The organism is Methylobacterium sp. NPDC097929 (assembly GCF_049543375.1).
Lineage (GTDB): Bacteria > Pseudomonadota > Alphaproteobacteria > Rhizobiales > Beijerinckiaceae > Methylobacterium.
In genome coordinates, this window is record NZ_JBMVEP010000008.1 from 69,507 (window position 1) to 90,649 (window position 21,143).

Annotated in this window: 12 protein-coding genes; 8 read left to right on the forward strand and 4 right to left on the reverse strand. The window is 70.6% G+C overall.

The genetic code is table 11. The features are described from left to right. Positions 1-16: 16 nt before the first annotated feature. The 8 genes from ACPCJR_RS18175 to ACPCJR_RS18210 all read left to right on the forward strand — a co-directional run bounded on the left by ACPCJR_RS18175 (position 17) and on the right by ACPCJR_RS18210 (position 9,908). A complete protein-coding gene (locus tag ACPCJR_RS18175) occupies positions 17-1,093 on the forward strand; it encodes a tartrate dehydrogenase (RefSeq protein ID WP_391513340.1) in 1,077 nt (358 codons plus the stop codon). Positions 1,094-1,097: 4 nt separating this feature from the next. Then, the gene (locus tag ACPCJR_RS18180) at positions 1,098-2,357 is read left to right on the forward strand and encodes a glycerate kinase type-2 family protein (protein ID WP_391513338.1); all 1,260 of its coding nucleotides are present in this window, start codon (positions 1,098-1,100) and stop codon (positions 2,355-2,357) included. Positions 2,358-2,397: 40 nt separating this feature from the next. After that, positions 2,398-3,810 (forward strand): pyruvate kinase, encoded by a 1,413-nt coding sequence (pyk, locus tag ACPCJR_RS18185; protein WP_391513336.1) that lies wholly within the window; start codon positions 2,398-2,400, stop codon positions 3,808-3,810. 805 nt (positions 3,811-4,615) lie between these two features. Further along, positions 4,616-4,813 carry a hemin uptake protein HemP gene (locus tag ACPCJR_RS18190; RefSeq protein WP_391513335.1) on the forward strand — a complete coding sequence of 66 codons (198 nt, stop codon included), beginning with the start codon at positions 4,616-4,618 and terminating at the stop codon, positions 4,811-4,813. Positions 4,814-4,881: 68 nt separating this feature from the next. Next, positions 4,882-5,700 (forward strand): heme/hemin ABC transporter substrate-binding protein, encoded by an 819-nt coding sequence (locus ACPCJR_RS18195; protein WP_391513333.1) that lies wholly within the window; start codon positions 4,882-4,884, stop codon positions 5,698-5,700. Further along, positions 5,693-6,754, forward strand: coding sequence for a FecCD family ABC transporter permease (locus ACPCJR_RS18200; RefSeq protein WP_391513331.1), 1,062 nt, complete (start codon positions 5,693-5,695; stop codon positions 6,752-6,754). Before ACPCJR_RS18195 ends, ACPCJR_RS18200 begins: the two co-directional genes overlap by 8 nt. After that, a complete protein-coding gene (locus tag ACPCJR_RS18205) occupies positions 6,747-7,565 on the forward strand; it encodes a heme ABC transporter ATP-binding protein (RefSeq protein ID WP_391513329.1) in 819 nt (272 codons plus the stop codon). The genes ACPCJR_RS18200 and ACPCJR_RS18205 overlap by 8 nt, the downstream gene beginning before the upstream one ends. Before the next feature lie 180 nt (positions 7,566-7,745). Then, positions 7,746-9,908: a TonB-dependent hemoglobin/transferrin/lactoferrin family receptor gene (locus tag ACPCJR_RS18210; RefSeq protein ID WP_391513327.1), complete on the forward strand. Its 2,163-nt coding sequence runs from the start codon at positions 7,746-7,748 to the stop codon at positions 9,906-9,908. A gap of 531 nt (positions 9,909-10,439) precedes the next feature. Here the strand turns inward: ACPCJR_RS18210 and ACPCJR_RS18215 are convergent. From ACPCJR_RS18215 to ACPCJR_RS18230, 4 genes are read right to left on the reverse strand one after another with little or no spacing between them, the layout of a single operon-like run. Then, complete coding sequence (locus tag ACPCJR_RS18215; RefSeq protein WP_391513325.1) at positions 10,440-11,663, reverse strand: hypothetical protein; 1,224 nt, start codon at positions 11,661-11,663, stop codon at positions 10,440-10,442. 53 nt (positions 11,664-11,716) lie between these two features. Beyond that, positions 11,717-12,280: an SCO family protein gene (locus tag ACPCJR_RS18220; RefSeq protein WP_391513324.1), complete on the reverse strand. Its 564-nt coding sequence runs from the start codon at positions 12,278-12,280 to the stop codon at positions 11,717-11,719. After that, the gene (locus tag ACPCJR_RS18225) at positions 12,277-14,082 is read right to left on the reverse strand and encodes a hypothetical protein (protein ID WP_391513322.1); all 1,806 of its coding nucleotides are present in this window, start codon (positions 14,080-14,082) and stop codon (positions 12,277-12,279) included. Before ACPCJR_RS18225 ends, ACPCJR_RS18220 begins: the two co-directional genes overlap by 4 nt. Before the next feature lie 10 nt (positions 14,083-14,092). Further along, positions 14,093-21,028 carry a hypothetical protein gene (locus ACPCJR_RS18230; protein ID WP_391513320.1) on the reverse strand — a complete coding sequence of 2,312 codons (6,936 nt, stop codon included), beginning with the start codon at positions 21,026-21,028 and terminating at the stop codon, positions 14,093-14,095. Positions 21,029-21,143: the final 115 nt, after the last annotated feature.

Genomic DNA, 21,143 nt, shown 5'->3' on the forward strand with positions numbered 1-21,143 from the left:
AAACGAGGATACTCCCATGAAGACCTACACCATCGCCGCCATCCCCGCCGACGGCATCGGCATCGAGGTGATTGCCGCCGGCATCGAAGTACTCGACGCCCTTGCCGAGAAGACGGGCAGCTTCGGCTTCACGTTCGACCACTTCGACTGGGGCTCGGACTATTACAAGAAGCACGGCGTGATGATGCCGGCTGACGGCCGTGAGAAGATCAAGGACCACGACGCGATCTTCTTCGGCGCCGTCGGCGCGCCGGACGTGCCGGACCACATCACGCTGTGGGGCCTGCGCCTCGCCATCTGCCAGCCTTTCGACCAGTACGCGAACGTTCGCCCGACCCGCATCCTGCCCGGCATCACCAGCCCGCTGCGTCACGTTACTGGGCCGGAGTTGAACTGGGTGATCGTGCGCGAGAACTCGGAGGGCGAGTATGCCGGCGTCGGAGGCCGGGTCCACCAAGGCCATCCCAACGAAGTCGCCACCGATGTGTCGATGATGACCCGTTCGGGCGTCGATCGCATCATCCGCTTCGCCTTCAAGCTGGCCCAATCCCGCCCGCGCAAGCTCCTGACCGTGGTGACGAAATCGAACGCGCAGCGCCACGCCATGGTGATGTGGGACGAGATCGCGGCCGAGGTGGCGAAGGACTTCCCCGACGTGACCTGGGACAAGATGCTGGTCGACGCCATGACCATGCGCATGACGATGAAGCCGGAGACGCTGGACACGATCGTCGCCACGAACCTGCATGCCGACATCCTGTCGGATCTCGCCGCGGCGCTCGCCGGCTCGCTCGGCATCGCGCCGACCGCCAACATCAACCCAGAGCGGACTTATCCCTCGATGTTCGAGCCGATCCACGGCTCGGCCTTCGACATCACCGGCAAGGGCATCGCCAACCCGATCGCGACCTTCTGGACCGCCTGCCAGATGCTGGAGCATCTCGGCGAGAAGCCGGCCGCCGACCGGCTGATGCGGGCCGTCGAGCGCGTCACGGCCGATCCCAACCTGCACACGCCCGATCTCGGTGGCAAGGCGACGACCCGTCAGGTCACGGACGCGGTCATCGCCGCCCTCCAGGGCGACAACGAGTAGGCGGGTGGTCGAGCCCGGAGACATCCTGCGGCGGCTCTTCGCAGCGGCCGTGGCGGCGGCCGATCCGGCCGTCAGCCTCGCCCGGCATCTGCCGGCGCCACCACGCGGCCGCACCGTCGTCGTCGGCGCCGGCAAGGCGGCGGCCTCGATGGCGCGGGCCGTCGAGGCGGCTTGGCCGGGCGACCTCTCCGGGCTCGTCGTCACGCGCTACGGGCACGCTGCCCCGACGACGCGCATCGCGGTCATCGAGGCAGCCCATCCCGTGCCCGATGCGGCCGGGGAGGCCGCATCGCAGCGCATCTTGAACATGGTCGCCGGGCTGACACCCGACGACCTCGTGATCGCATTGATCTCCGGCGGCGGCTCGGCCCTCCTGTCTCTGCCCGCTCCGGGGCTGACGCTGGCCGACAAGCAGGAGGTGAACCGCGCCCTGCTCAGATCCGGCGCCGGCATCGACGAGATGAACTGCGTGCGGCGTCACCTCTCGGCGATCAAGGGCGGACGGCTCGCCGCGGCCTGCGCCCCGGCCGAGGTGGTCACCCTCCTGATCTCCGACATTCCCGGCGACGATCCACTCGACATCGCCTCTGGACCGACCATCCCTGATCCGACCAGCTGCGCGGAGGCGCTGGCGATTCTCGCACGCTACCGCATCGCGATTCCGTCATCCGTGCGGGCGCATCTGGAAACCGGTGCCGGCGAGTCGGTGAAGCCCGGCGATGAACGCCTCGGCACACCGAACCTGCGCATGATCGCAACCCCGCTGATGGCGCTCGAGGCGGCCGCCGCCCTCGCAACACGCGCGGGCATCACACCCCTGATCCTCGGCGATGCCATCGTGGGCGAGGCGCGCGAGGTCGGGCGGGTCATGGCCGGCATCGCCAAGAGCGTCGCCGCCCACGGCCGCCCGCTGGCGGCGCCTTGCGTCCTGCTTTCCGGCGGCGAGACGACGGTCACCGTGCGCGGGTCCGGCCGCGGCGGTCGAAATGTCGAGTTCCTGCTCGCCCTGTGTGCCGAGTTGGCCGGCCACCCCCGCATCCACGCCCTTGCCGGCGACACGGACGGTGTCGACGGCCTTGAGGAGATCGCCGGAGCGATCCTCACCCCGGATACACCTGCCCGGGCGGCCGCCCTAGGTCTCAGCCTGCGCGCCAGCCTCGATCGGAACGATGGGCATGGCTTCTTCGAGGCCCTGGGCGATGGGGTCGTCACGGGCCCGACTCTGACCAATGTGAACGACTTCCGCGCGATCCTGATCGTTTGATCCAACCCTGCAGAGGCGGCCGTGTCCGGCCGAGCGAACCATGCGCCGTCACCGCTACGCCAAGATCGTCGCCACCGTCGGCCCGGCCACCAACACGCCGGAGATGCTGAAAGCCCTGTTCCTGGCCGGCGTCGACACCTTCCGCCTCAACTTCAGCCACGGCGTCCAGGCCGACCACGCGAGGGTCCACGCCGCCATCCGCGCGCTGGAGCGGGATGTCGGGCGTCCCATCGGCATCCTGCAGGACCTGCAAGGCCCCAAGATCCGCGTCGGCACGGTGCGCGACGGCCGGTTCGACCTCGCGGCGGGCGAGCGCGTGCGCTTCGTGCTGGACGGCGCCGAGGGCGACAAGCAGAGCATCCCGTTGCACCACCCCGAAATCTTCGCCGCCGTCGTGCCGGGCCAGGATCTGCTCATCGACGACGGCCGGGTGCGCGTCCGCGTCGTCGGCATCGAGTCCGCCGCGATCGAGGCCGAGGTCGTCACCGCGGGCGTGATCTCGAACCGCAAGGGCGTGAACCTGCCCGGCACCCTGCTCGATCTCTCGCCACTCACCGAGAAGGATCGTGCCGACCTCGCCTTCGGGCTCGAGCTCGGCGTCGACTGGGTGGCGCTCTCCTTCGTGCAGACGCCCTCGGACGTGCTGGAGGCGCGCGGCCTGATCGGGGACCGGGCCGGCATCATGTCGAAGATCGAGAAGCCGCAGGCGCTGGAGCGGATCGACGACATCATCCGCCTGTCCGACGCCGTGATGGTGGCCCGCGGCGATCTTGGCGTCGAGATCCCGCACGAGGACGTGCCGGGCCGCCAGAAGGAACTGATCCGCGCCTGCCGCCTCGCGGTGAAGCCCGTGGTGGTGGCCACGCAAATGCTCGACTCGATGGTCTCGGCGCCGGCACCGACCCGGGCCGAAGCCTCGGACGTGGCGACAGCGATCTACGACGGGGCGGATGCCGTGATGCTCTCGGCGGAATCGGCGACCGGCCACTATCCGGTCGAGGCGGTGGCGATGATGGACCGCATCCTCCGCTCGGTGGAGGGGCACAAGCTTTACCGCTCAATCGTCGCGGCCTCGGAGCCCGGCGAGGAGGAGACCCCGCCGCACGCCGTCGCCACTGCGACGGCGACCCTTGCCGAAGCGGTCCAGGCGAAGGCCATCGTCGCCTACACCACGAGCGGAACGACCGCCGCGCGGGTGGCGCGCAAGCGCCCGGCGGTGCCGATCCTGGCACTCACCCCGAGCCGCGAGACCTCGCGTCGCCTGAGCCTGCTATGGGGCACGCACAGCGTCCACACGGACGATGTCGATTCCTACGAGGAAATGGTGAGCGAAGCGGTCCGGCACGCGCGCGAGGAGGACTTTGCCAAGGCCAACGACATGATCGTGGCCGCCGCCGGCATCCCGTTTCATACGGTCGGCAACACGAACAATATCCGGCTCATACAAATCTAAATTATGTGAGCCGGGAGTTGATGATATAGTAATAACGGCTCTGTTGTATGTGGATAATATAGGTGTTAGCTCGTAGCGCAATCCTGCCGTTCAGCATTCGCTTGCTGAACGGCTGCTGGTACAACCACGTCTGGAGCTTCGACTTCGCTCGACGCAGACCCACGACGATTGGAGCCTGTACATCCTGACATCGATCCACGGGCATGGGCGAGCCTGCGTGGCGTTGAAGGTGGCACGGCGCATTGACAGCCTCGGCGTGATCGAGGCGCCGGCTGACGCGATATGTCTGCACGGCATCCCCGAGCACAGCCGTTACGACGATAATCCCGAGGGCGATGCCCGAGTGGGTCGCAAAGACCGGACCGTCGATCGATTATATTGCCCCATGTTCGCTGCGGGAGAACAGCTGTCGTAAAATTTCAGACGCAAGTTTCGTAATTATTGCTTAGCTCAGAAAATATTGTGCTCACCGAAGAAGGTGAAAGTCTTTGGTCGATCTCTGATGGATCACCTGCAGCCGCACCCGGCGACACTCATCACCCAACGATCGGCCACCCGCGCCCGTCACCATCCCGGATCGAGCCTACCGGCGACCCTTGGCCGCCATCATGCCGTCGCCTCTCGATCGGATGCATCCAGGATATCGGTCAGATCGGAGTCGGCGGTCCATCGCTTGTCGCCTGACGTCATAGTCTCTCGCGTCTTGTCCGATCTCAGAAACACGTCTAACCGTTGCTGATCCGAGCTGACAAACGCGTTCTTAGTTTAGAACTATGATAGATAAAACGAAAAGATCTATCTGACCATGTCCGAGACATCCGAAAAAAGCTGCAAAATGCACCGGGAGGACGATTCCAATCCGATGCGTCCTCTAGGAGACGTCGGCGCGACGATCACCTCGGATGTCTTGATGGAAGGGCGACGTGAGATCGTGATCGTTCATGACGGCCTGAATTATCGGCTCCGTATCACAAGCAACAACAAGCTGATCCTCACGAAATGATCCCCACCTTCCCATCGCCGGGTCTTTCTCGACGGGTGATCCTTGGTGCTCTGCTCGGAGCCGGTCTGGTGAGCCGCCCTGCCAGGGCCGCGTCACCGGCAGCGCGGATCGCCTCCCTCGGCGGCGCCGTCACCGAAATCCTGTGGCGCCTCGGCGCGGGGTCTCGGATCGCGATCGTCGACACGACCAGCGTCTACCCGGCCGACGCGCTGCGCGAGAAGCCGAATGCGGGCTATCTGCGCGCCCTCTCGGCGGAAGGGCTCCTCTCGGTCGGCCCCGACCTCGTCATCGCAGCCGAGGGGGCTGGGCCGCCCGCCGTCTTGGACCAGATCCGGGAGGCCGGCATCCCGGTGACCGTGATCGCCGATCGGCCCACGGCAGAGGGCGTTCTGGAAAAAATTCGGATGATCGGCCATCAGGTCGGCCTCGATGAGAAGGCCGGTGCGTTGAGCCGGACGGTCGAGGCCGGTTTTGCCGCGCTGGCCGAGCGGCGCGCCCGGATCGCCCGGCCGGCACGGGCTCTCGTGGTGCTGTCGCTCGCCAATGGGCGCGTCATGGCCGGAGGCCGCGACAGCACGGCGGACGGCATCCTCGCCCTTGCCGGGCTCCAGAATGCCGCCGCCGGACTCACCGGGTTCAAACCGATCACCGACGAAGCGATCATCGCCGCCGCGCCCGACGCGGTGATCGTGATGTCGAACGGCGGGCATCCCCTCGCCGCGGACACCGTCTTCGCCGAGGGGACGGCGCTCGCGCAGACGCCGGCCGCCGCCAAGCGTGCGCTCATCGCCATGGACGGCCTCGCTCTGCTCGGCTTCGGGCCGCGGACGCCGGAATCGGCCGAGGCGCTGATGCGGGCGGTCTATCCGGAACGCGCGGGTGAGTGAGCACCGCCTCGGAGCCCTCGCGATCCTCGCCGGGCTCGCCCTGTGCCTCTCCGCGATCCTCCTGCTCTCCCTCGGCCTCGGCGCCATCCGCATCCCGCCGATGCGCATCCTCGACATCCTGTGGCACGGCTTTGCGCCCGCAGGGGGCGATCCCTCGCTCGCCCGCGACGCCCTCGTGATCCTGAACATCCGCCTGCCGCGCACGCTGCTCGGCGTGATGGTCGGGGCCGGACTCGCCGTCTCGGGCGCCCTGCTGCAGGGGCTGTTCCGCAACCCGCTTGCGGATCCGGCCCTCGTCGGCGTTTCGGCGGGAGCGGGACTGGCCGCGGCGACCGTGATCGTACTCGGCGACCGGTTCCTGACCGCCTTCGCTTGGCCCGGGCCGATGCCCTACGTGGCGCTGCCCGCAGCCGCGTTCATCGGCGGGCTGACCACGACCTACGGCCTCTATCGTGTCGCCACCCGGTCCGGCCGCACCTCCGTTGCCACGATGCTGCTGGCCGGCATCGCGCTCGCGGCCCTGGCCGGGGCGCTCACCGGGCTCCTCGTCTACGCCAGCGACGACCGGCAATTGCGCGATCTCACCTTCTGGTCGCTCGGCAGCCTGTCCGGCGCCACCTGGAGCAAGGTGGCAGCGAGCGCCCCCGCAATCCTGCCGATCCTCGTCCTGGTGCCGTTCCTCGGACGCGGGCTCAACGCTCTGGTGCTCGGCGAGGCGGAAGCGTTTCACCTCGGCGTCGCGGTGGAGCGGCTGAAACGCATCGTCATCCTGCTCGTCGCCGTCGCCGTCGGTGCGGGCGTAGCGGCGGCGGGCGTGATCGGCTTCGTCGGCCTCGTGGTCCCGCATGTGCTGCGCCTTCTGATCGGGCCGGAGCATCGCCGCCTGCTGCCGGCCTGCGCCCTGCTCGGCGGTGCGCTGCTGGTCCTAGCCGACATCGTCGCCCGCCTCGTCGTCGCGCCGGCCGAACTGCCGATCGGCATCGTCACCGCGATCGTCGGCGCCCCCGTCTTCCTGTGGCTGCTGCTCGGCCGGGGCGCGCTGACCGATGGCTGAGGGACTCTGCGCCGACGCGCTCACCTACGCGGTGGGAGATCGCGACCTCGTTCGGGACGTCGCGCTGACGGTCGCGCCGGGGCGCATCCACGTCATCGTCGGGCCGAACGGGGCCGGAAAATCCACCCTGCTGCGGCTCCTGAGCGGCGAGCTGACGCCGCGCCGCGGCACGGTCCGCTACGACGGCGAACCGGTCGGCGCCCTCCCGCCCTGGCGGCTCGCGGCGATGCGGGCGGTGATGCCGCAAGCCCTCCGGCTCGCCTTTCCGTTCTCGGCCGGGCAGGTGGCGCGGATCGGTCTCGACGGCATCGGCCGCGGTCTCGACCGCCGCGCGCGGGACGCCATCCTCACCGACTGCCTGCGGCGGGCCGATGCGAGCCACCTCGCGCCTCAAGCCTATCCGACACTGTCGGGCGGCGAGCAGGCGCGGGTTCAGTTCGCCCGTGCCCTGTGCCAGTTGGCCGCCGGCCGCACCCTGGCGCGGCAGCAGTTGCTGTTTCTCGACGAGCCGACCGCGAGCCTCGACCTGCGCCACCAGACGGCGCTCCTCGACGTCGCGGCGGAGCTGGCCGCGACGGGCACGTCCGTCGTCGCGATCCTGCACGACCTCAACCTCGCGGCGGCCTATGCCGACGAACTGGTCGTGATGCAGGCGGGCCGGATCGTCGCGCGGGGCGCGCCCGCCGCGGTGATGCGCGACGATCTCGTCGCCAGCGTGTTCGGCGTACCGTGGCGGGTCGGGCAGCTGCCGGAGGAAGGGCGCCCCTTCATCCTGCCGCGCAGAAGTGTCACCGGCTGGTCACAGCGTTGAGGAACGATTTTCAAGGCTGGAATTCTTGTAAATTCAGCTGGAGATAGTTGCGAACTGGACCAGATCGCAGATGTTCACGTTGCGTTGACTTGAGCCCATCTTCAACTCAGACCGAGCCCCGCGCAAGCCAGCCATCCGCCAGCCAGCCGCCCTTTCCCCGCCTGGCCCGGATAACCCCCAATGTCGTCGCCGTCGCTTCGTGTCGCCCTCGCTCTCGGAACCTCGCTCTTCGCCCTCGCGAGCGCCCAGGCTCAGCCGGTCGGCGCGCAGCCCGATGCGCCGAGCGCGGCGCGTGCCACCGCTCCCAGCGAGGAGGTGAGCCTCGACACCCTCTCCGTGACCGCGACGAAGACGGAGGGCGCCGCCATCGACGCGCTCGCCGGCACCAGCGTGGTCACAGCTGAGCAGATCAACCGCCTCCAGCCGAGCCGCCTCTCCGATGTCCTGCGCGATGTGCCCGGCGTGACCACGCAGGAGAATCAGAACGATCCGGCCCAGGCCATCAACATCCGCGGTCTCCAGGATTTCGGCCGCGTCAACGTGCTGGTCGACGGCGCCCGCCAGGATTTCCAGACCTCGGGCCACAGCGCCAACGGGGTGTTCTACCTCGATCCCGAACTCGTCGGCGGCATCGACGTCACCCGCGGGCCCACCGCGACGATCTACGGCTCGGGTGCCATCGGCGGCGTCGTCGCCTTCCGCACCCGCTCCATCGACGACATCCTCGCCCCCGACGAGCGGGCGGGCGTGGTGCAGAAGCAGGGCTTCGGCACCAACGGCCAGCGCTTCCTCAACTCCACCGCCATGGGCGCGCGCATCGGCACGGCGGCGGACGTGTTCGGGCAGTTCGTGTTCCGCAACAACGGCGCCTACCGCGACGGGCTCGGCACCCTGATCCGCGATACGGGCAACGAGCTGACCTCGGGACTCGCCAAGTTCAATCTCCGCCCCGCCGACGGCCACGAGATCTCCGGTACGGCCCTGCTGCAGCGCTTCGATTTCACCAATGCCGGCACGAGCAACACGGGCGCCCGCTTCGCCAACGCGGTTCAGGCCGACACCTACACCCTCGGCTACCGCTTCGCCCGGCCCGACGTGCCGCTCGTCGATCTCAGCATCCGCGGCTACTATACCACGACCCACAACGACCTGACCTTCCTTCAGGATTCGCCGAGCGGCGTCTACGGCACGCTCGGCGCCCGGGCCGGCAACCGGATCACCTACGATCTCGAGACCGCCGGCTTCGATGTTCACAACACTGCCCGCTTCGACACCTGGGCACTGTCCCACGCGCTGACCATCGGCGGCGACTTCGTCAGCAATCGCGTGCAGACCACCGACAATGCCGGCGGCTTCGGTGCCGCCTTCACGCCCTCGGGCGAGCGCAGCCTCGGCGGCGCCTTCGTGCAGGACGAGATCCGCTACAGTTCCTGGCTGCGGGTGATCGGGGCGCTGCGCTACGACCATTACGACCTCTCGGGGGGCGGCTTCCGCTCCAGCGGCGACCGGCTCTCGCCGAAGATCACGGTCGGCGTCTCGCCGCTCCCCGGCTTCGAGCTCTACGGCACCTATGCCGAGGGTTACCGCGCGCCCTCGATCACCGAGACGCTGGTGCAGGGCATCCACCCCTTCCCGGCCTTCGGCATCCGGCCGAACCCGACTCTGCGCCCGGAAACCGCCCACAACATCGAGGGCGGCGTCAATCTGAAGTACAACGACGTGCTCCTAGCCGGCGACGTGTTCCGGGCCAAGCTCAACGTCTTCCACAACACGGTGGACGACTTCATCGGCATCCAGTCTGTCGGGCCGACCTACTTCGTGCCCGCGCTCGCCGGCATTCCGGCCTCGATCTGCGCCCGCATTCCCGGCCGCTTTCCCTGCGTGATCCCGGTGCGCGACTTCCAGTATCTCAACATCGCCCAGGCCGAGTTGCAGGGTGTGGAACTGGAGGGCGCCTACGATTGGGGCGGCGGCTTCGTCACGCTGGCCGCCACGCATACGGACGGGCGCGACCGGGCGACGGGCGAAACGCTCGTCACCGTTCCGCCGAATCGCCTCAGCACCACGCTGGGCCTGCGCTTCCTCGACGGCAACCTCACGGTGGCGAGCCGCCTCACCTTCGTGGAGGCGCGCACCGATCTGCCGGCCGGCACCACCATCCTCGCCACCAAGGCCTACGGCCTCGTCGACTTCTTCGCGTCCTACATCGTCAACGACCGCGTGCGGGCGGACTTCGTCCTGCAGAACGCCTTCGACAAGCGCCACACGCAGTACCTCAACGCCCTGCCGAACCCAGGTCTCACCGCCAAGGCCGCGATCAGCATCAAGTTCGCGACGCAGTGAGACGCGGCCGAAATCCACCGCGCTCGCCACGCGAGCCGGCGCCGTTCGCCATCGCTCTCAATGCCGAGGACCCTTGCCGACGCCGTCTTCTGTCCCCCCCGCAATCCCCGCCTCGGCACGAGTCCAGGGCGCGGTCTCCATCGGCTGGGCGGGCGCGTGGATCATCCGCATCGGGGACCTTGTTCTGGTCATTCGGCCGGGAGGGCGGGCGTCCTCGAAGCGGATGAGTGGGCAGCCCGTCTTGCGATCCGCCCAACGCGGGGAGAGGACGCCGTAGCGCAGCCGGGAGCCGCGTCCGAACAGGCCGCAGCGGGCGGCTCTGTCGGCCGAGGCCTGCCGTCGCGGCGGTGCGGGCCGGGGCGTCATACGATTTCCGGTTGATCGCTTCGGTCTCTTCCGTCGTCCTTGCGAGGCGAAGCCGTAAGCAATCGAGGGCGCCGCACTGTCCGGAGGGGTCGCGCTCTGGGTCGCTTCGGCTCCGCCTTGCGATGACGCAGCGGGGAAGGCCGAGGCGATCAACCGGAGACGAAATCACGGATCGCGCGTGAGGCGGATCGCCTGGATCGCGTCGCTTGCCGGATTGCGGCTGAAGTCCATCGGAGGCCAGCCCTCGATCTCGATCCGAAGACGGCGCAGGGCGGCGAGAAAGCGCGACTTCGTCAGATCCCGCCCGGTTTCGACCAGGGCCCTGGCGAGGATCGATACGATCAATTCGGCAAGCTTCGCTGGATCGGCCCGGTCCGCGGCCGCATGCAGGGCGACGACCTCGGCGCCACGCTTCAGCAGTTCGGCCACGGCGTTCGGCGCTTGGCGGGCGAGCGCGGCGGTCAGCACCACACGTCGGCTCGCCAACGGCAGCCCGGAGGCGGCGAGAGCCGTGAGGGAGCGCTCCCCTCCCGTCACGACGATGACGCGTTCGGACTCGGACAGCGTGGGCGGGGGACGCTCGCGAACCTCGACGCCTCCCGCACGAACGAGATCGGCGAGCCGAACCTGCAATTCCGATGCACCGGGAGCGATCCGCACGGCGTCGAGTCCGGCGGGGACCTCCGTCCGCGCCGTGATCAGGGGCATGCCCCTCTGCGCGAGGGCTCGGAGATCGATGCTTGCCTCGCCGCGCCCCGCGGCGACGACGAGGAAGGCGTCGGGTGGGGACCGGTGCGTCGCATCGGGGGGGAGCGTCACGAAGTGCAGCCCGCGGCCATGGACGGCACGCGGTCCAGCCGCCTCCCACCGGCGTTCGAGAGCCCGCCGCAGGGCATCGGCCTCGCCGCCGCCCGCGGCCGACACCGCGATCACGACGCGCTCGCCCGTCACCCCTGCGCGATCCTCCTGCGCGACGGTGCCGAGAAAGTGCAGGATCGCCTCCGCCTCGTTCGCGGACAGGGCGAAGCGCGGCATGGCCGGCGCCAGATGCCGCCCGTCCGGTGTCACGCCCTCGCTCAAGGTCCGCAGCAGCGCGGGCGCGTCGTAGGTCCCGGCGGCCAGCAGGGCCGCACGGTCGATGGCCGGGACGGGGATGCGGCCCTCTCGGCCGCCCTCGGCGAAGCGGCCGTGGCAGCCCGCACAGGTCAGTCCCCGACTCTCCATCCGGCCGATCCGGGCTCTGGGCGCGTCGGGTCCGAGACCGTGATAGAGCGCGCGGCCGTCCTGCGCGGCGACGGGGGCGCAAGCGAGGAGCAGGATCGGGAGAACCCACCCGAAGCCTCGCTCCGAGACGCGGTTACCCCCTCCCGGGACGAGGCGGCGCGTCATCGGGAATCGGCCGCATCGTCCGGGATGCGATCGTCCAGACGTTGCGGCCGGCATCAGCGCAGATCGCCCGCGAGGGCGGCCAGCTCCTCGGCCCCGGCAAGCCCCGACAGCGTCCGGATGCCGGCGCCGCCGCGGCCGATGAGCAGGAAGGCGAGGTCGTGGTCCTGGCGGCTGCCACCCTCGACCCCGAGACCGTCCAGGACGGCCCAGACATCGTCCGGCCGTCCGGTGAGGAAGGTACGGTCCGGATGCAGGAATTCCGCCCGCTCCCGGCGAAGCTGCTCCGGCGTGTCGGTGAGCGGGTCGAGCGTGAGGGTGATCAGGCGCACGCCGCCGGGATTGCGTCGCTTCAGCCGCTCGGCGACGTCGTCCATCACGACATCGGCCGCCGGGCAGAACGCGGTGCACCCGGTGAAGGTGAAGGACACGAGAACCGGGCCGCGCGCGAGGATCTCGCTGACGAAGCGCCGCGGGACGCCGTTCGTGTCGACGAGCGACCGGTCGGAGAGACGGACAGCGCGCTGCGTCGTCGCCGTTCGCGTCTCCTGCGCGTCCACCGTGACGCCGCCGCCGCTCAGCAGCAGCGCCGCGACGATCCCCCGGCGGATCGGGTTCACGGCGACACCGTCACGACCGAGGGGGCGACGGGCTCCTCGCTCCGGAGAGAGATCGCGTAGTGTCCGGCCTGCCGGAAGATCAGCTCGGCGCTGAGTTCCGAACGCGCCGACAGGGTTCCGACGACGAGCCGGGATGGCCCGTAATCCAGGTCCTGAACCAGCAGCTCGACGGGGCCCGTCGCGAGCCGGTCGGGCCGGTTGTCGATCGCGAACGTCAGCCGGCCGGGTTCCCCGGCGCGGACGGCACCGCTCACGAGCCGGAGGGCCGCCGGCCTGTCGCTGGCCGGCTCGGCTCCCTCCACCGTGAAGGCGGCGCAGGCGCTCACGCCGCCGGGCCCGGTCGTCGTGACGACCTCCCAAATCCCCCCGGAGGGAAGCCGGACGGGGGCCGAGAAACGTCCGGTCGAGAGAGGCTCGAAGCGTTGCTCGAACAGGGCGATCCGGCGGGGTCGGTCGCCGCGGATCGTCAGGACGGCCGTCGGCTGGTCCGTGAGGCCGCCCCCGGCCGGGATCGTCACGGCCAGATCGGAGCCGGGCCGCACGCTCAGCGCGCTGGCGCTGCGGTCCGACCCGACGAGACGACCGCCGCCGGTCTCGTCCTTGTCTCCGGCCGGTATCCGTACCATCCGCGAGACCGGCTCCCGTCCCGTTTGGGTCGGCGTGAGGTCGATCACGGTCGCCCGCGGTACGGCGCCGTGCGTCAGAACGAGAGCGGACCCGGCGGAGACGACCTCATCGACCGGGTCGGTCAGCGCCATGGCCGGAAAGGCGTGAAGTCGTGCCAGATCGAGGACGACGGCCGCGCGCGCCGCGTGGGACCACGCCAGCGCGAAGCGGCCGTCGTCCTTGACGAACACGCCTTCCGGCTCGAACGCGAGGGGAAGCGTCCGCGTCCGGCCCGGATCGTCGAGCCAGCGCACCCGTGCCGCGGCCCCCGGGCCGGCCTCGGCGAGCACCCCGCCGCCCGCCGCGACCGTGCCGGCCAGCGCTCCCGGCGGCAAACGTGCCGGCTCCCGACCGGCCTCGAGCAGTAGCGCGGAGCCGTCCGAGGCCGTCGCGACCGCCCGGCCGCGGCCCGCCGCCCGGAGCACCGCGGGGCCGGGTCCGATCTCGTGGACCCGACGGCGAACGCCCGAGGCCGCGAGCTGGACCAGCCGCGGCGCATCGGGGCGGTCGAGAACGAGGATGTCGTCTCCGAGCGGGACCAGCGCCGTCGGGCGATCGAGGTCCCCGGCGAACGGCCGCGTGCCTCCCCAGGGAAGGCGGACGGCGAGGACGTCGCCTGTGCGGGGGCGGCTGACGAGCGCCGAGGCCGCGGCCTCGTGGAGCAGGAGCGACGAGACCGGCTCCCCGAGCGGGGTCACGCTGAGGAGGTTGGCGGATTTCAGGTTGTGACGCGGGTCGATGACGCTCAGGCGCTCGCTGCCATCCCGGTCGCGCCCCAACGCCAGCACGAAGCTGCGTTCGAGCAGGATGTCGTCCTGCGAGATCGCCCCGGTCGCCCGCGCGGCCCAGGCCGCGTTGGCGCAGCTCGGCTGGGCCTCCGAGCGCAGGCGGCGCAGCCAAGCGCGCGGCGGGTCCACCGCCACGGCGCGGCCCGTCGAGGGGTCGGAATAGGCAAGCGTGAGCGTCAGATCGTCGCCTGCCCTGAGGCCGCGCCCGGCCTCCTCCCGGGCCGCGAGCGTGATCGTCACCCGCTGGCCCGGTCCGACGGCGAGTCTGGGAGGCTGCTCCTGCGCGTCCGAATCCGGCGCGAGCGCGAGGGCGAGGACGACGGCTAGCAGGCTGCGGCGGGCGAACACGCGCCTCGTCCTAAGGAGCGGACGCGTCGGGACGGCACGTCTCGGGCGCGTCGCCGACCCTGAGCTGGCCCCAGGCGCCGCCCGCGAACAGGGGCTGCGGTCCGTCCCGCCACAGGTAGCAGCCCGCCGCAGCGGGGGCCCTCGCCCAGGCCGTCAGCGCCTTGCCCGGCCCGATCAGCGCCGAGTGGCCGGACCCGAAGCCCGGGAACAGGTCGTCGTAGCCGGAAAAGAGGGGCACGAAGGCCCGTTGCCGGGCGCGCCCCGCCGGATGGGTAATCCGGATCGCAAGCTCCTGTCCGGGCGCCGACGTGAGAGCCGGGGTGGCGGGGCGCGCGACGAAGAAGTCCGGCGGGAACAGAACGGTGTTCAGGTCGTCCCCGTCCCGGGGGTAGGACCGCAACCCGAATTGACCCGGAACGCTGCCCCCGAGGACGAGGCGGTGGAAGAAGGGCTCGGAGCGGTAGCTCACGCCCTTCTCGCCCAGATCGTAGGAATCGTCGCAGACGGTGCAGTCCGGCAGCGGCCTGCCGGGAGACCCGCGGTCGCTCACCGCCGGGCGCAGCTGTCCGCGCAGATTGAGCCCGTCCTGCCAGACGAGGACCTGCTCCCGGATGTCGGCGCCGGGGATCGTTCCGGCCTGCGCGTCGTCGGCGCAGGATGCCGGCGGCGTTTGACCGTCGCTCCGCGCGAGGTCGAGGCAGGGCAGGCCGATGTCGAGGGCGGCGGCATGCTGGGCGGAGCCCCGGTCGCTGCGCAGCTCGGACCCTTCCGGCTCGACCACGACGGTGCCGAGGAGGCCGTGGGCGCCGTGCGAGACGATGTCGCCGACCGAGCGGATCGGCAGGGCGCCGAAGGCATAGGGGATCTTGCGGACGATCCGGTCGGCCAGCGCCGGGTCGGCGAAGCGTTCGACGAGGCGCGCCTGCACGAGGTCGCGCCCATCCTTCAGGATCCCGGCGGCCCGGGAATCGTCCGTATCCGGATCGCCGACCATGCAGAAGTGACGCCCGAGAACGACGATCTGGACATCGGGGCTGCACGCGACCTCGCCGAGGGGCACGAGGCTGCGCGCCCCGAAACGGGCGCCGATGGCCTGCGCCGGATCCCGTGTTTGCGAAGCCGGGGCCGGCGCGGTGATCTTCTTGAACTCGCTCTTGGCCTCCGAAGCGAGCTCGTCCTCGTCGGTCCAGATGAAGCCCGCATAGTACTCCGTCGAGGTCCGCGGCGCCGGCCCGGACAAGGGTGCGGCGGCAAGGGCCACGACGTCGTTCACGCCGACCGGCAGGGTGCCCGCCGGTTTGCCCTGGGGAGCCGGCAGGGGGATCGAGAGCGCGAGCCGGGCGGAGGGGGCGATGTCGGGCCGGCTGCCGCCGCTCTCTCCCCATTCGTCGAAGGGCTTGCTCTGCCCGAACTGACGTCCGTCGCAATCGACGTTCAGGGGCACGATCTTCGGCATCGGCGCGTCGCCGAACCGGTCGCCCGATTTCCGTCCGGTGCAGGCGCGGCTTTCGGGCGGCAGCGCATTGAACAGGGTCAGGTCGAGACAATCGCCCGCCCGGATGCGGATCACGAGGGGGGCGACGGCGTCTGCACCAAGAGCCTCCTTGGCCGCCGCGATCAGGCGCGCGCGATCGACGTTCGGGGGCGGATCGGCGATCGGCACGAGAAGCAGGCCGTCCGGATCGAACAGGCGCTCGCCGTAGCGCAGCCCGGCGCGGCCGTCCGCCTCGTTCGGCAGGACGGCGTCGGCCCGGACCGCCACCACGCTCGCCCGCGCGTTGGGCCGGCAGGAGAGGCGCTCGCCGGGTGCGACCGGGCGGAACGAGAGCGGGCCCGCTGCTCCGGCCTTCGGCGTCGGGGACCGAAGCGTATCTTCGTCATCCCTCTGGCCGTTGAGGGATCGGCGCAGCACGCGCAGGGGCGTGAGCCGCGCAGCGATCGGGGCGAGCGTCGAACGCAGGCAGGCGTCGAACTCCGCCGATGTCGGCGCGCGCCAGAGGCAGCGGGAGAGGTCGGGGGAATCGGGGCTCTCGTAGCTGCGCACGAGACCCCACGCTCCGTTCCAGACCGCGTCCGTCGAACCGAAATGGTAGAGCCGGTCCAGCGCAGGGCGGCCCGAGGGATCGGGCGCCGGAGCCGCCGCCGGGCGCGGGCTTCCGGCCGTGAGGAAAGGTCTGATCTCCGCGCGGAAGGCGGAGAACAGGCCGCCGATTTCGAAATGTTCGGAGATGCCGATCTCCTGGGCCGCGACGAAACCCATGGGGTTGTCGCATCCGGCCAGCAGCCGTTCGAAGCGCGGCCAGTTCGGCGCCGAGGTCGGGGTCTTGTTGGCCCAGGCGGGAAACGCGCGGGGGTCTCCCCATTTCGCGACCGGATGCGCGGCGCAGGCCGCCGCGCGCGAGGCGGCGGGGTCGCCCTCGGGACCCATCGGACGCTCGGTTGGGAAGGGTTGGTCGATGTTGCGCCGGCCCGTGCGGGCCTCGACCATGAAGGTATGCTGCACCTCCTGCGCGCCCTGGATGATCCGGGCGACGATCCGATCACCGGTGAGTCCTTCCAGGATCGGCGTGCAGGGATCGCCGTGGACATCCGACTTGAACAGGTCGGCGAGGTCCCCGCCGCGTCCGGGTTCGGTCGAGCGCTGACGGTCGATGCTGTCGGCCCGCTCGCTCGCTTCAGGCAAGGACGCCATCGCGCCGGCGGTGCGGCACGGGTTGGACAGGAAGGCCGGCTGCGCCGAGCCGGCCTTCGTGCCGATCCGCAGCGGGACGGGCTCATTGCGGTAGTTCACGAGATAGGGATCGTGGTGCTTCTGAGAGATCGCCTCGGGGCGCGGCGGCGGCGCCACGGGCCGTCCGTGTGCCGTGCGCAGGTCGTTGCGCCGCTGCGCGAGCGCGCCGCGCTCCCCGGCATTCAGCGCGATACCCTGATCGCTCAGGAAGCGGGCAGGGGGGCTCTCGCCCGCCTCGTCCTCGGCATGGCCGGCAGCCGGGTTCTCCGCCTCGCGGATCAGTTGGTCGATCCCGCCCGAGGCGGACTCCGCGCGATCGTCGCGGCGCCCGTCGTAGAGGAGCGCGAAATCGGCGATCGCGATGGCGTATTCGCGCGCGTCGAGATGCAAGGGATCGCCCGACGCTCCGTCGCCGAGCCGATCGGGTCCGGTGTCGAGCACGTTCGCCCGTGCGCCGACGAGATGGCGCGAGGGGTCGAGGGCGAGCGTCGGCAGGGAGGGGTGAGCCTTGGCGGCCGGGCCGAGCACGCAGAGCTTGCCGTCGCCCGTCGCGGAGCGCGGCTCGGCCATCGCGCAGACCGCGTGGCTCGCCGGCTCGATCAGCAGCGCCGAGTAGAAGCCGTGCTGCTGGATGTTCGAGGGGCCGAAATGGTCGTGGGTGAAGACCGTCCGCATCGTCCGGTCGGCCACGCCCCGCCGGCCCGCCTCGCCCGTATCGGACAGGATCGGGTCGGCGAACCAGCGCTGCACGGTCGTCTGGAAATACTTGATGTTGTCGGCTTCGAGCCGCTGCAGCCGCCGCAGGTCCGCCTTGAACGCCGCGCCGCACTCGGTCGGAGACCGGCTGGCGATCGGCTCGAAGCGCTCCGCCGCTTCGCCCGGCCGGCGCGTCACGGATCCGGCGTTCGTCGCCTTGCAGATGCGCTCCAGCACCTCGTCCGGGGCGAAGGTGCCGTCCTCGTAGTTGAAGCCGTTGCCGCTGCCGTCCGAGGACGTGACGTCGAATTTGACCAAGTGGATGTGCTGGCCGATCGTGTCGGTCGGCACCTTCATCTGGAAGTCGTCGAGCTCGAGATCCTTCGGCGTCTCGTTGGTGTGGCGAACCTCCAGGCACTCGCCCGAGAAGGCCCGGAAGTAGAACGGCTCCGCGTCGGAGCGAATTTTGTTCTTGGTGGCGTGCGCCTCCGCCGAGAGGACGTTGGTGCGTCCCTGCGGGTCGTGCCAGCCGGCACGGTTGACGACGAGCGTCAGGGGGACGGCGGAGACGTGGAAGCGGCGGAAGCCGAGCAGACCCGGGTCGGGTACGAGGGGCGCATCCGGCTTGAAGGGGTTCTGCATCGACGCGAACGGGACCGGCTCGCCCTGCCACTCGCCCAGACGCGCGTCGTAGCGGCGATGCTTCGGCCCGCCCGCCTGCCCGAACAGGAGCGGCGCACCGCAGGGATCGGCGAACGGAGCGCCGTTCGCACCGTTCGCGCCGTTGACCGCGAACCAGCCGCCCTGCTGCAGTTGGGCCTCGCCGGAGAGCTGGTCGATCGGGATGCGCGGCATCGGGTAGGCGCCGCGCGCCGGATCGAGGCGGGTCTTGGGGTCCGCCGGCAGGGGCTCGCTTCCCGAGGGGAACACCTTGGCCGGCTCGGGGATGGGCGCCTCGGGCAGCAGATCGGCGCCGTTGGCCGCCATGACCGCGACGCCGCTGCCATGGGCGTGGAAGCGCATCGCGTTGCGTTCGAGGGCGGTGCCCTCCTGGGGCAGCAGCTCGATGTCGAGATGCTCGAAATCCGATGTCATGTCGCCGCGGGCCAGCATCCGGGCGAGCAGGCCGCCGGCCTCGAGCGTCTTGTCGCGCAGGGGGGCCGGAATGTCGGCGAGCACGCGGGGCACCGCCACGCCGCCGGTGACGACGTGGCGCGGCAGGCCGCCGTCGAGATGCTTGCGGCCCGCGAGCGCCGCGATATGGCGGGGCTCGATGCCTGCGGCCGGATCGACCTCCGCACGCGCCATGTCGAGGGGCGGCTGCGGCGAGCGGTGGCCCGGCCGGCCGGCGATGTAGAACGGGTAGCCGGGGACGGCGTCCGTGCTGACGTCCTTGTTCGGCTCGGGCGCCGCGGCGGCGGCCGTATAGGTCGGCAGCGGGGGCAGGCCGTGCCCCGGCAGCGGCACCAGACCCGGCACCGGCGTGCCCAGGGCGCGGCGCCCGCCCGGCCCGGGGGCGACCCACTCGCCGGCCGGTCCGACGCTCCCGGCCCGCACCACGCCCTTGCGCGGGTTCGGTGCCACCGACAGGCCCGGCCGATCCTGCCCATCGGGCAGGAGCCGCGAGCCGTCCTCAAGGACGTCGTGGACGCGCCAGAGGGCCCACATCCCTTGCGCGAAATGCGGGTAGAGGTGGCAGTGGAAGATGGCGTCGCCGGGCGTGCGGTTCCGGTTCCCCGTGCCGAGCGCGTCCCACCAGCCGCCGGGCGCCTCCGCCCCGCCGCGCTTGGCGGCGAAGCGCTCCAGACCGCCGTGGTAGATCCGGTAGGTGAAGCCCTGCTGAGGCCCGATCGTCTGACTGTCGAGATAGGCGCCGCGCCCGGCATCGTTGCCCGCGAACCACTGATGGCTGTGCAGGTGGAAGACGTGGGTCTCCTTGCCGACGTGGAAGTTCCGGAAGACGACCTTGTCGTTGAGATAGGAGTGGTGGACGTTCGACGGATCGTCGGGAAAGGCTTCGAGCAGCGCCGGGTCGCCGTTGGCCCAGCTCTCGAGGAAGAACTCCTCGTAGAGGCATTCCGGGCAGTTCGCGGCCGGCCCGATCCCGAGGCGGTTGGCGAGCACCGCCGAGCCCACGCCGCTCGCGCCGTAGTTGATCGCGAAGCCGTCGCGGATGCCGGAGAGCTGGCCGAAGCGGGCGAGCTGCTTGAAGGCGTCGGCGTAGTAGGTCTTGAGTTCGTCGTGGAAGACGACGCTGAACTCGCGAAACGGCGCGCGCGCCTCGTGCCGCTCGCGCCATAGCCGGCGCGCCGTTTCATCCGAGGTCGGGTCGATCGGCGCGGGCGGGTCGTCCTGCCCCGGGACGACGACCGCGTTGAGGTCGCCGTTTACGATCTCGACGACCTCGCCGCCCGGGCAGGGCCGCGTCATCTCGATCACGGGCACGGTGGCGCCCGCCGCCTGGCAACCGGCGCGGTCGGGATCGCCGGCGGCCGGGTCCGGCACCGCGGCGGCGAAGGCGACGCTGTCGCCGCGCGCGTGCGGGTTCGCGCCCGCCTTCCGGGCCCAGACCGCGTCGAAGGCGGCGGCCGTCACCTGACTGCGGAAGTAGCGGCTGCCCTTGGCCTCGACGATCACCGCGCCGAACAGCCCGTGCGTGTTCGAGCCGCCCTCTCCCTCGCCGCCCGCGGGCGCGGCGAGGCTGGAGAACAGGTGGGTTCCCTCCCGCTCCGTCTTCCAGCGGCAGACGATCGGGCCGGCACCGGGCGCGATCGCTCCGAGGCCGTTGCAGGCGGGGTCGATCCTGCCGTCCACGGGGGCCGGTTCCAGCCCCGGGATCACGAGGGACAGGCCGCGTGTGCGCGGCCAGTCCGCGCCCGGGGCGTTCGCCGCCTCGCCGCCCTGCGCGGCTTCGGCCTCCGCCTCGCGGCATTGCGAGGGTTGGAACGGCGGCACGAGGGGCGTGTCGAAGCTATGCAGGATGTCGGCGCGCACCGGCGCCTGCGCGGCGGCGCTGCGCTCCATCTCGCAGAAACCGGGGCCACGCTGCTGCGGAGCGTCGGCGTAGGCGCCGCTGATGCCGGGCTGGTCGGGGCGCAGCAGGTTGCCGATCCGCAACTCCAAGACATCGCCGGCATTCACGCGCAGGATCAGCGGGCGCGGCCGCTTGCAGTCGCGCAGCCGAACCCGGCCGGGGACCAGCGCCCCCTTGCCCGCCTCCGTGCCGAGCGCCTCGCCGCAGCGATCCGCGTCCGGCCGCACGGCCGATGCCGCGTCGTCCTCGAGCGCGGAGACGTCGCGCCTCAGCGCGAAGACCATGCCGAAGGGATTGAACGAGCCGAAGCGGTTGTAGACGAGCAACTGGTCCAGCGCGACGATGTCGGCGCGCACGGTGCGGGTCGGCTGGGCGGCGGCGCTCGCGGTCAGGACGATCGCGGCGAGCGCTGCCGTTACGCATCGGGCCCAACCGGGCCGGATGAAAACCGATTCGAGAATTCCCGGCTGGCCAACCCTCGACATGGGATCACCCGTCGACAGATCGAAGACCAGTTGATGGTAATCCCAAATCGGCGCAACTTGCAATCGGGCTTCGAACTCCACAGTTCCGCCCAAATCTTCGCGGACTTGCCTGGGG

Coding starts and splice junctions, on each gene's coding strand:
- ACPCJR_RS18175 (WP_391513340.1), top strand. CDS start 17: ATGAAGACCTACACCATCGCCGCCATCCCCGCCGACGGCATCGGCATC.
- pyk (WP_391513336.1), top strand. CDS start 2,398: ATGCGCCGTCACCGCTACGCCAAGATCGTCGCCACCGTCGGCCCGGCC.
- ACPCJR_RS18190 (WP_391513335.1), top strand. CDS start 4,616: ATGTCCGAGACATCCGAAAAAAGCTGCAAAATGCACCGGGAGGACGAT.
- ACPCJR_RS18205 (WP_391513329.1), top strand. CDS start 6,747: ATGGCTGAGGGACTCTGCGCCGACGCGCTCACCTACGCGGTGGGAGAT.
- ACPCJR_RS18210 (WP_391513327.1), top strand. CDS start 7,746: ATGTCGTCGCCGTCGCTTCGTGTCGCCCTCGCTCTCGGAACCTCGCTC.
- ACPCJR_RS18215 (WP_391513325.1), bottom strand. CDS start 11,663: ATGACGCGCCGCCTCGTCCCGGGAGGGGGTAACCGCGTCTCGGAGCGA.
- ACPCJR_RS18230 (WP_391513320.1), bottom strand. CDS start 21,028: ATGTCGAGGGTTGGCCAGCCGGGAATTCTCGAATCGGTTTTCATCCGG.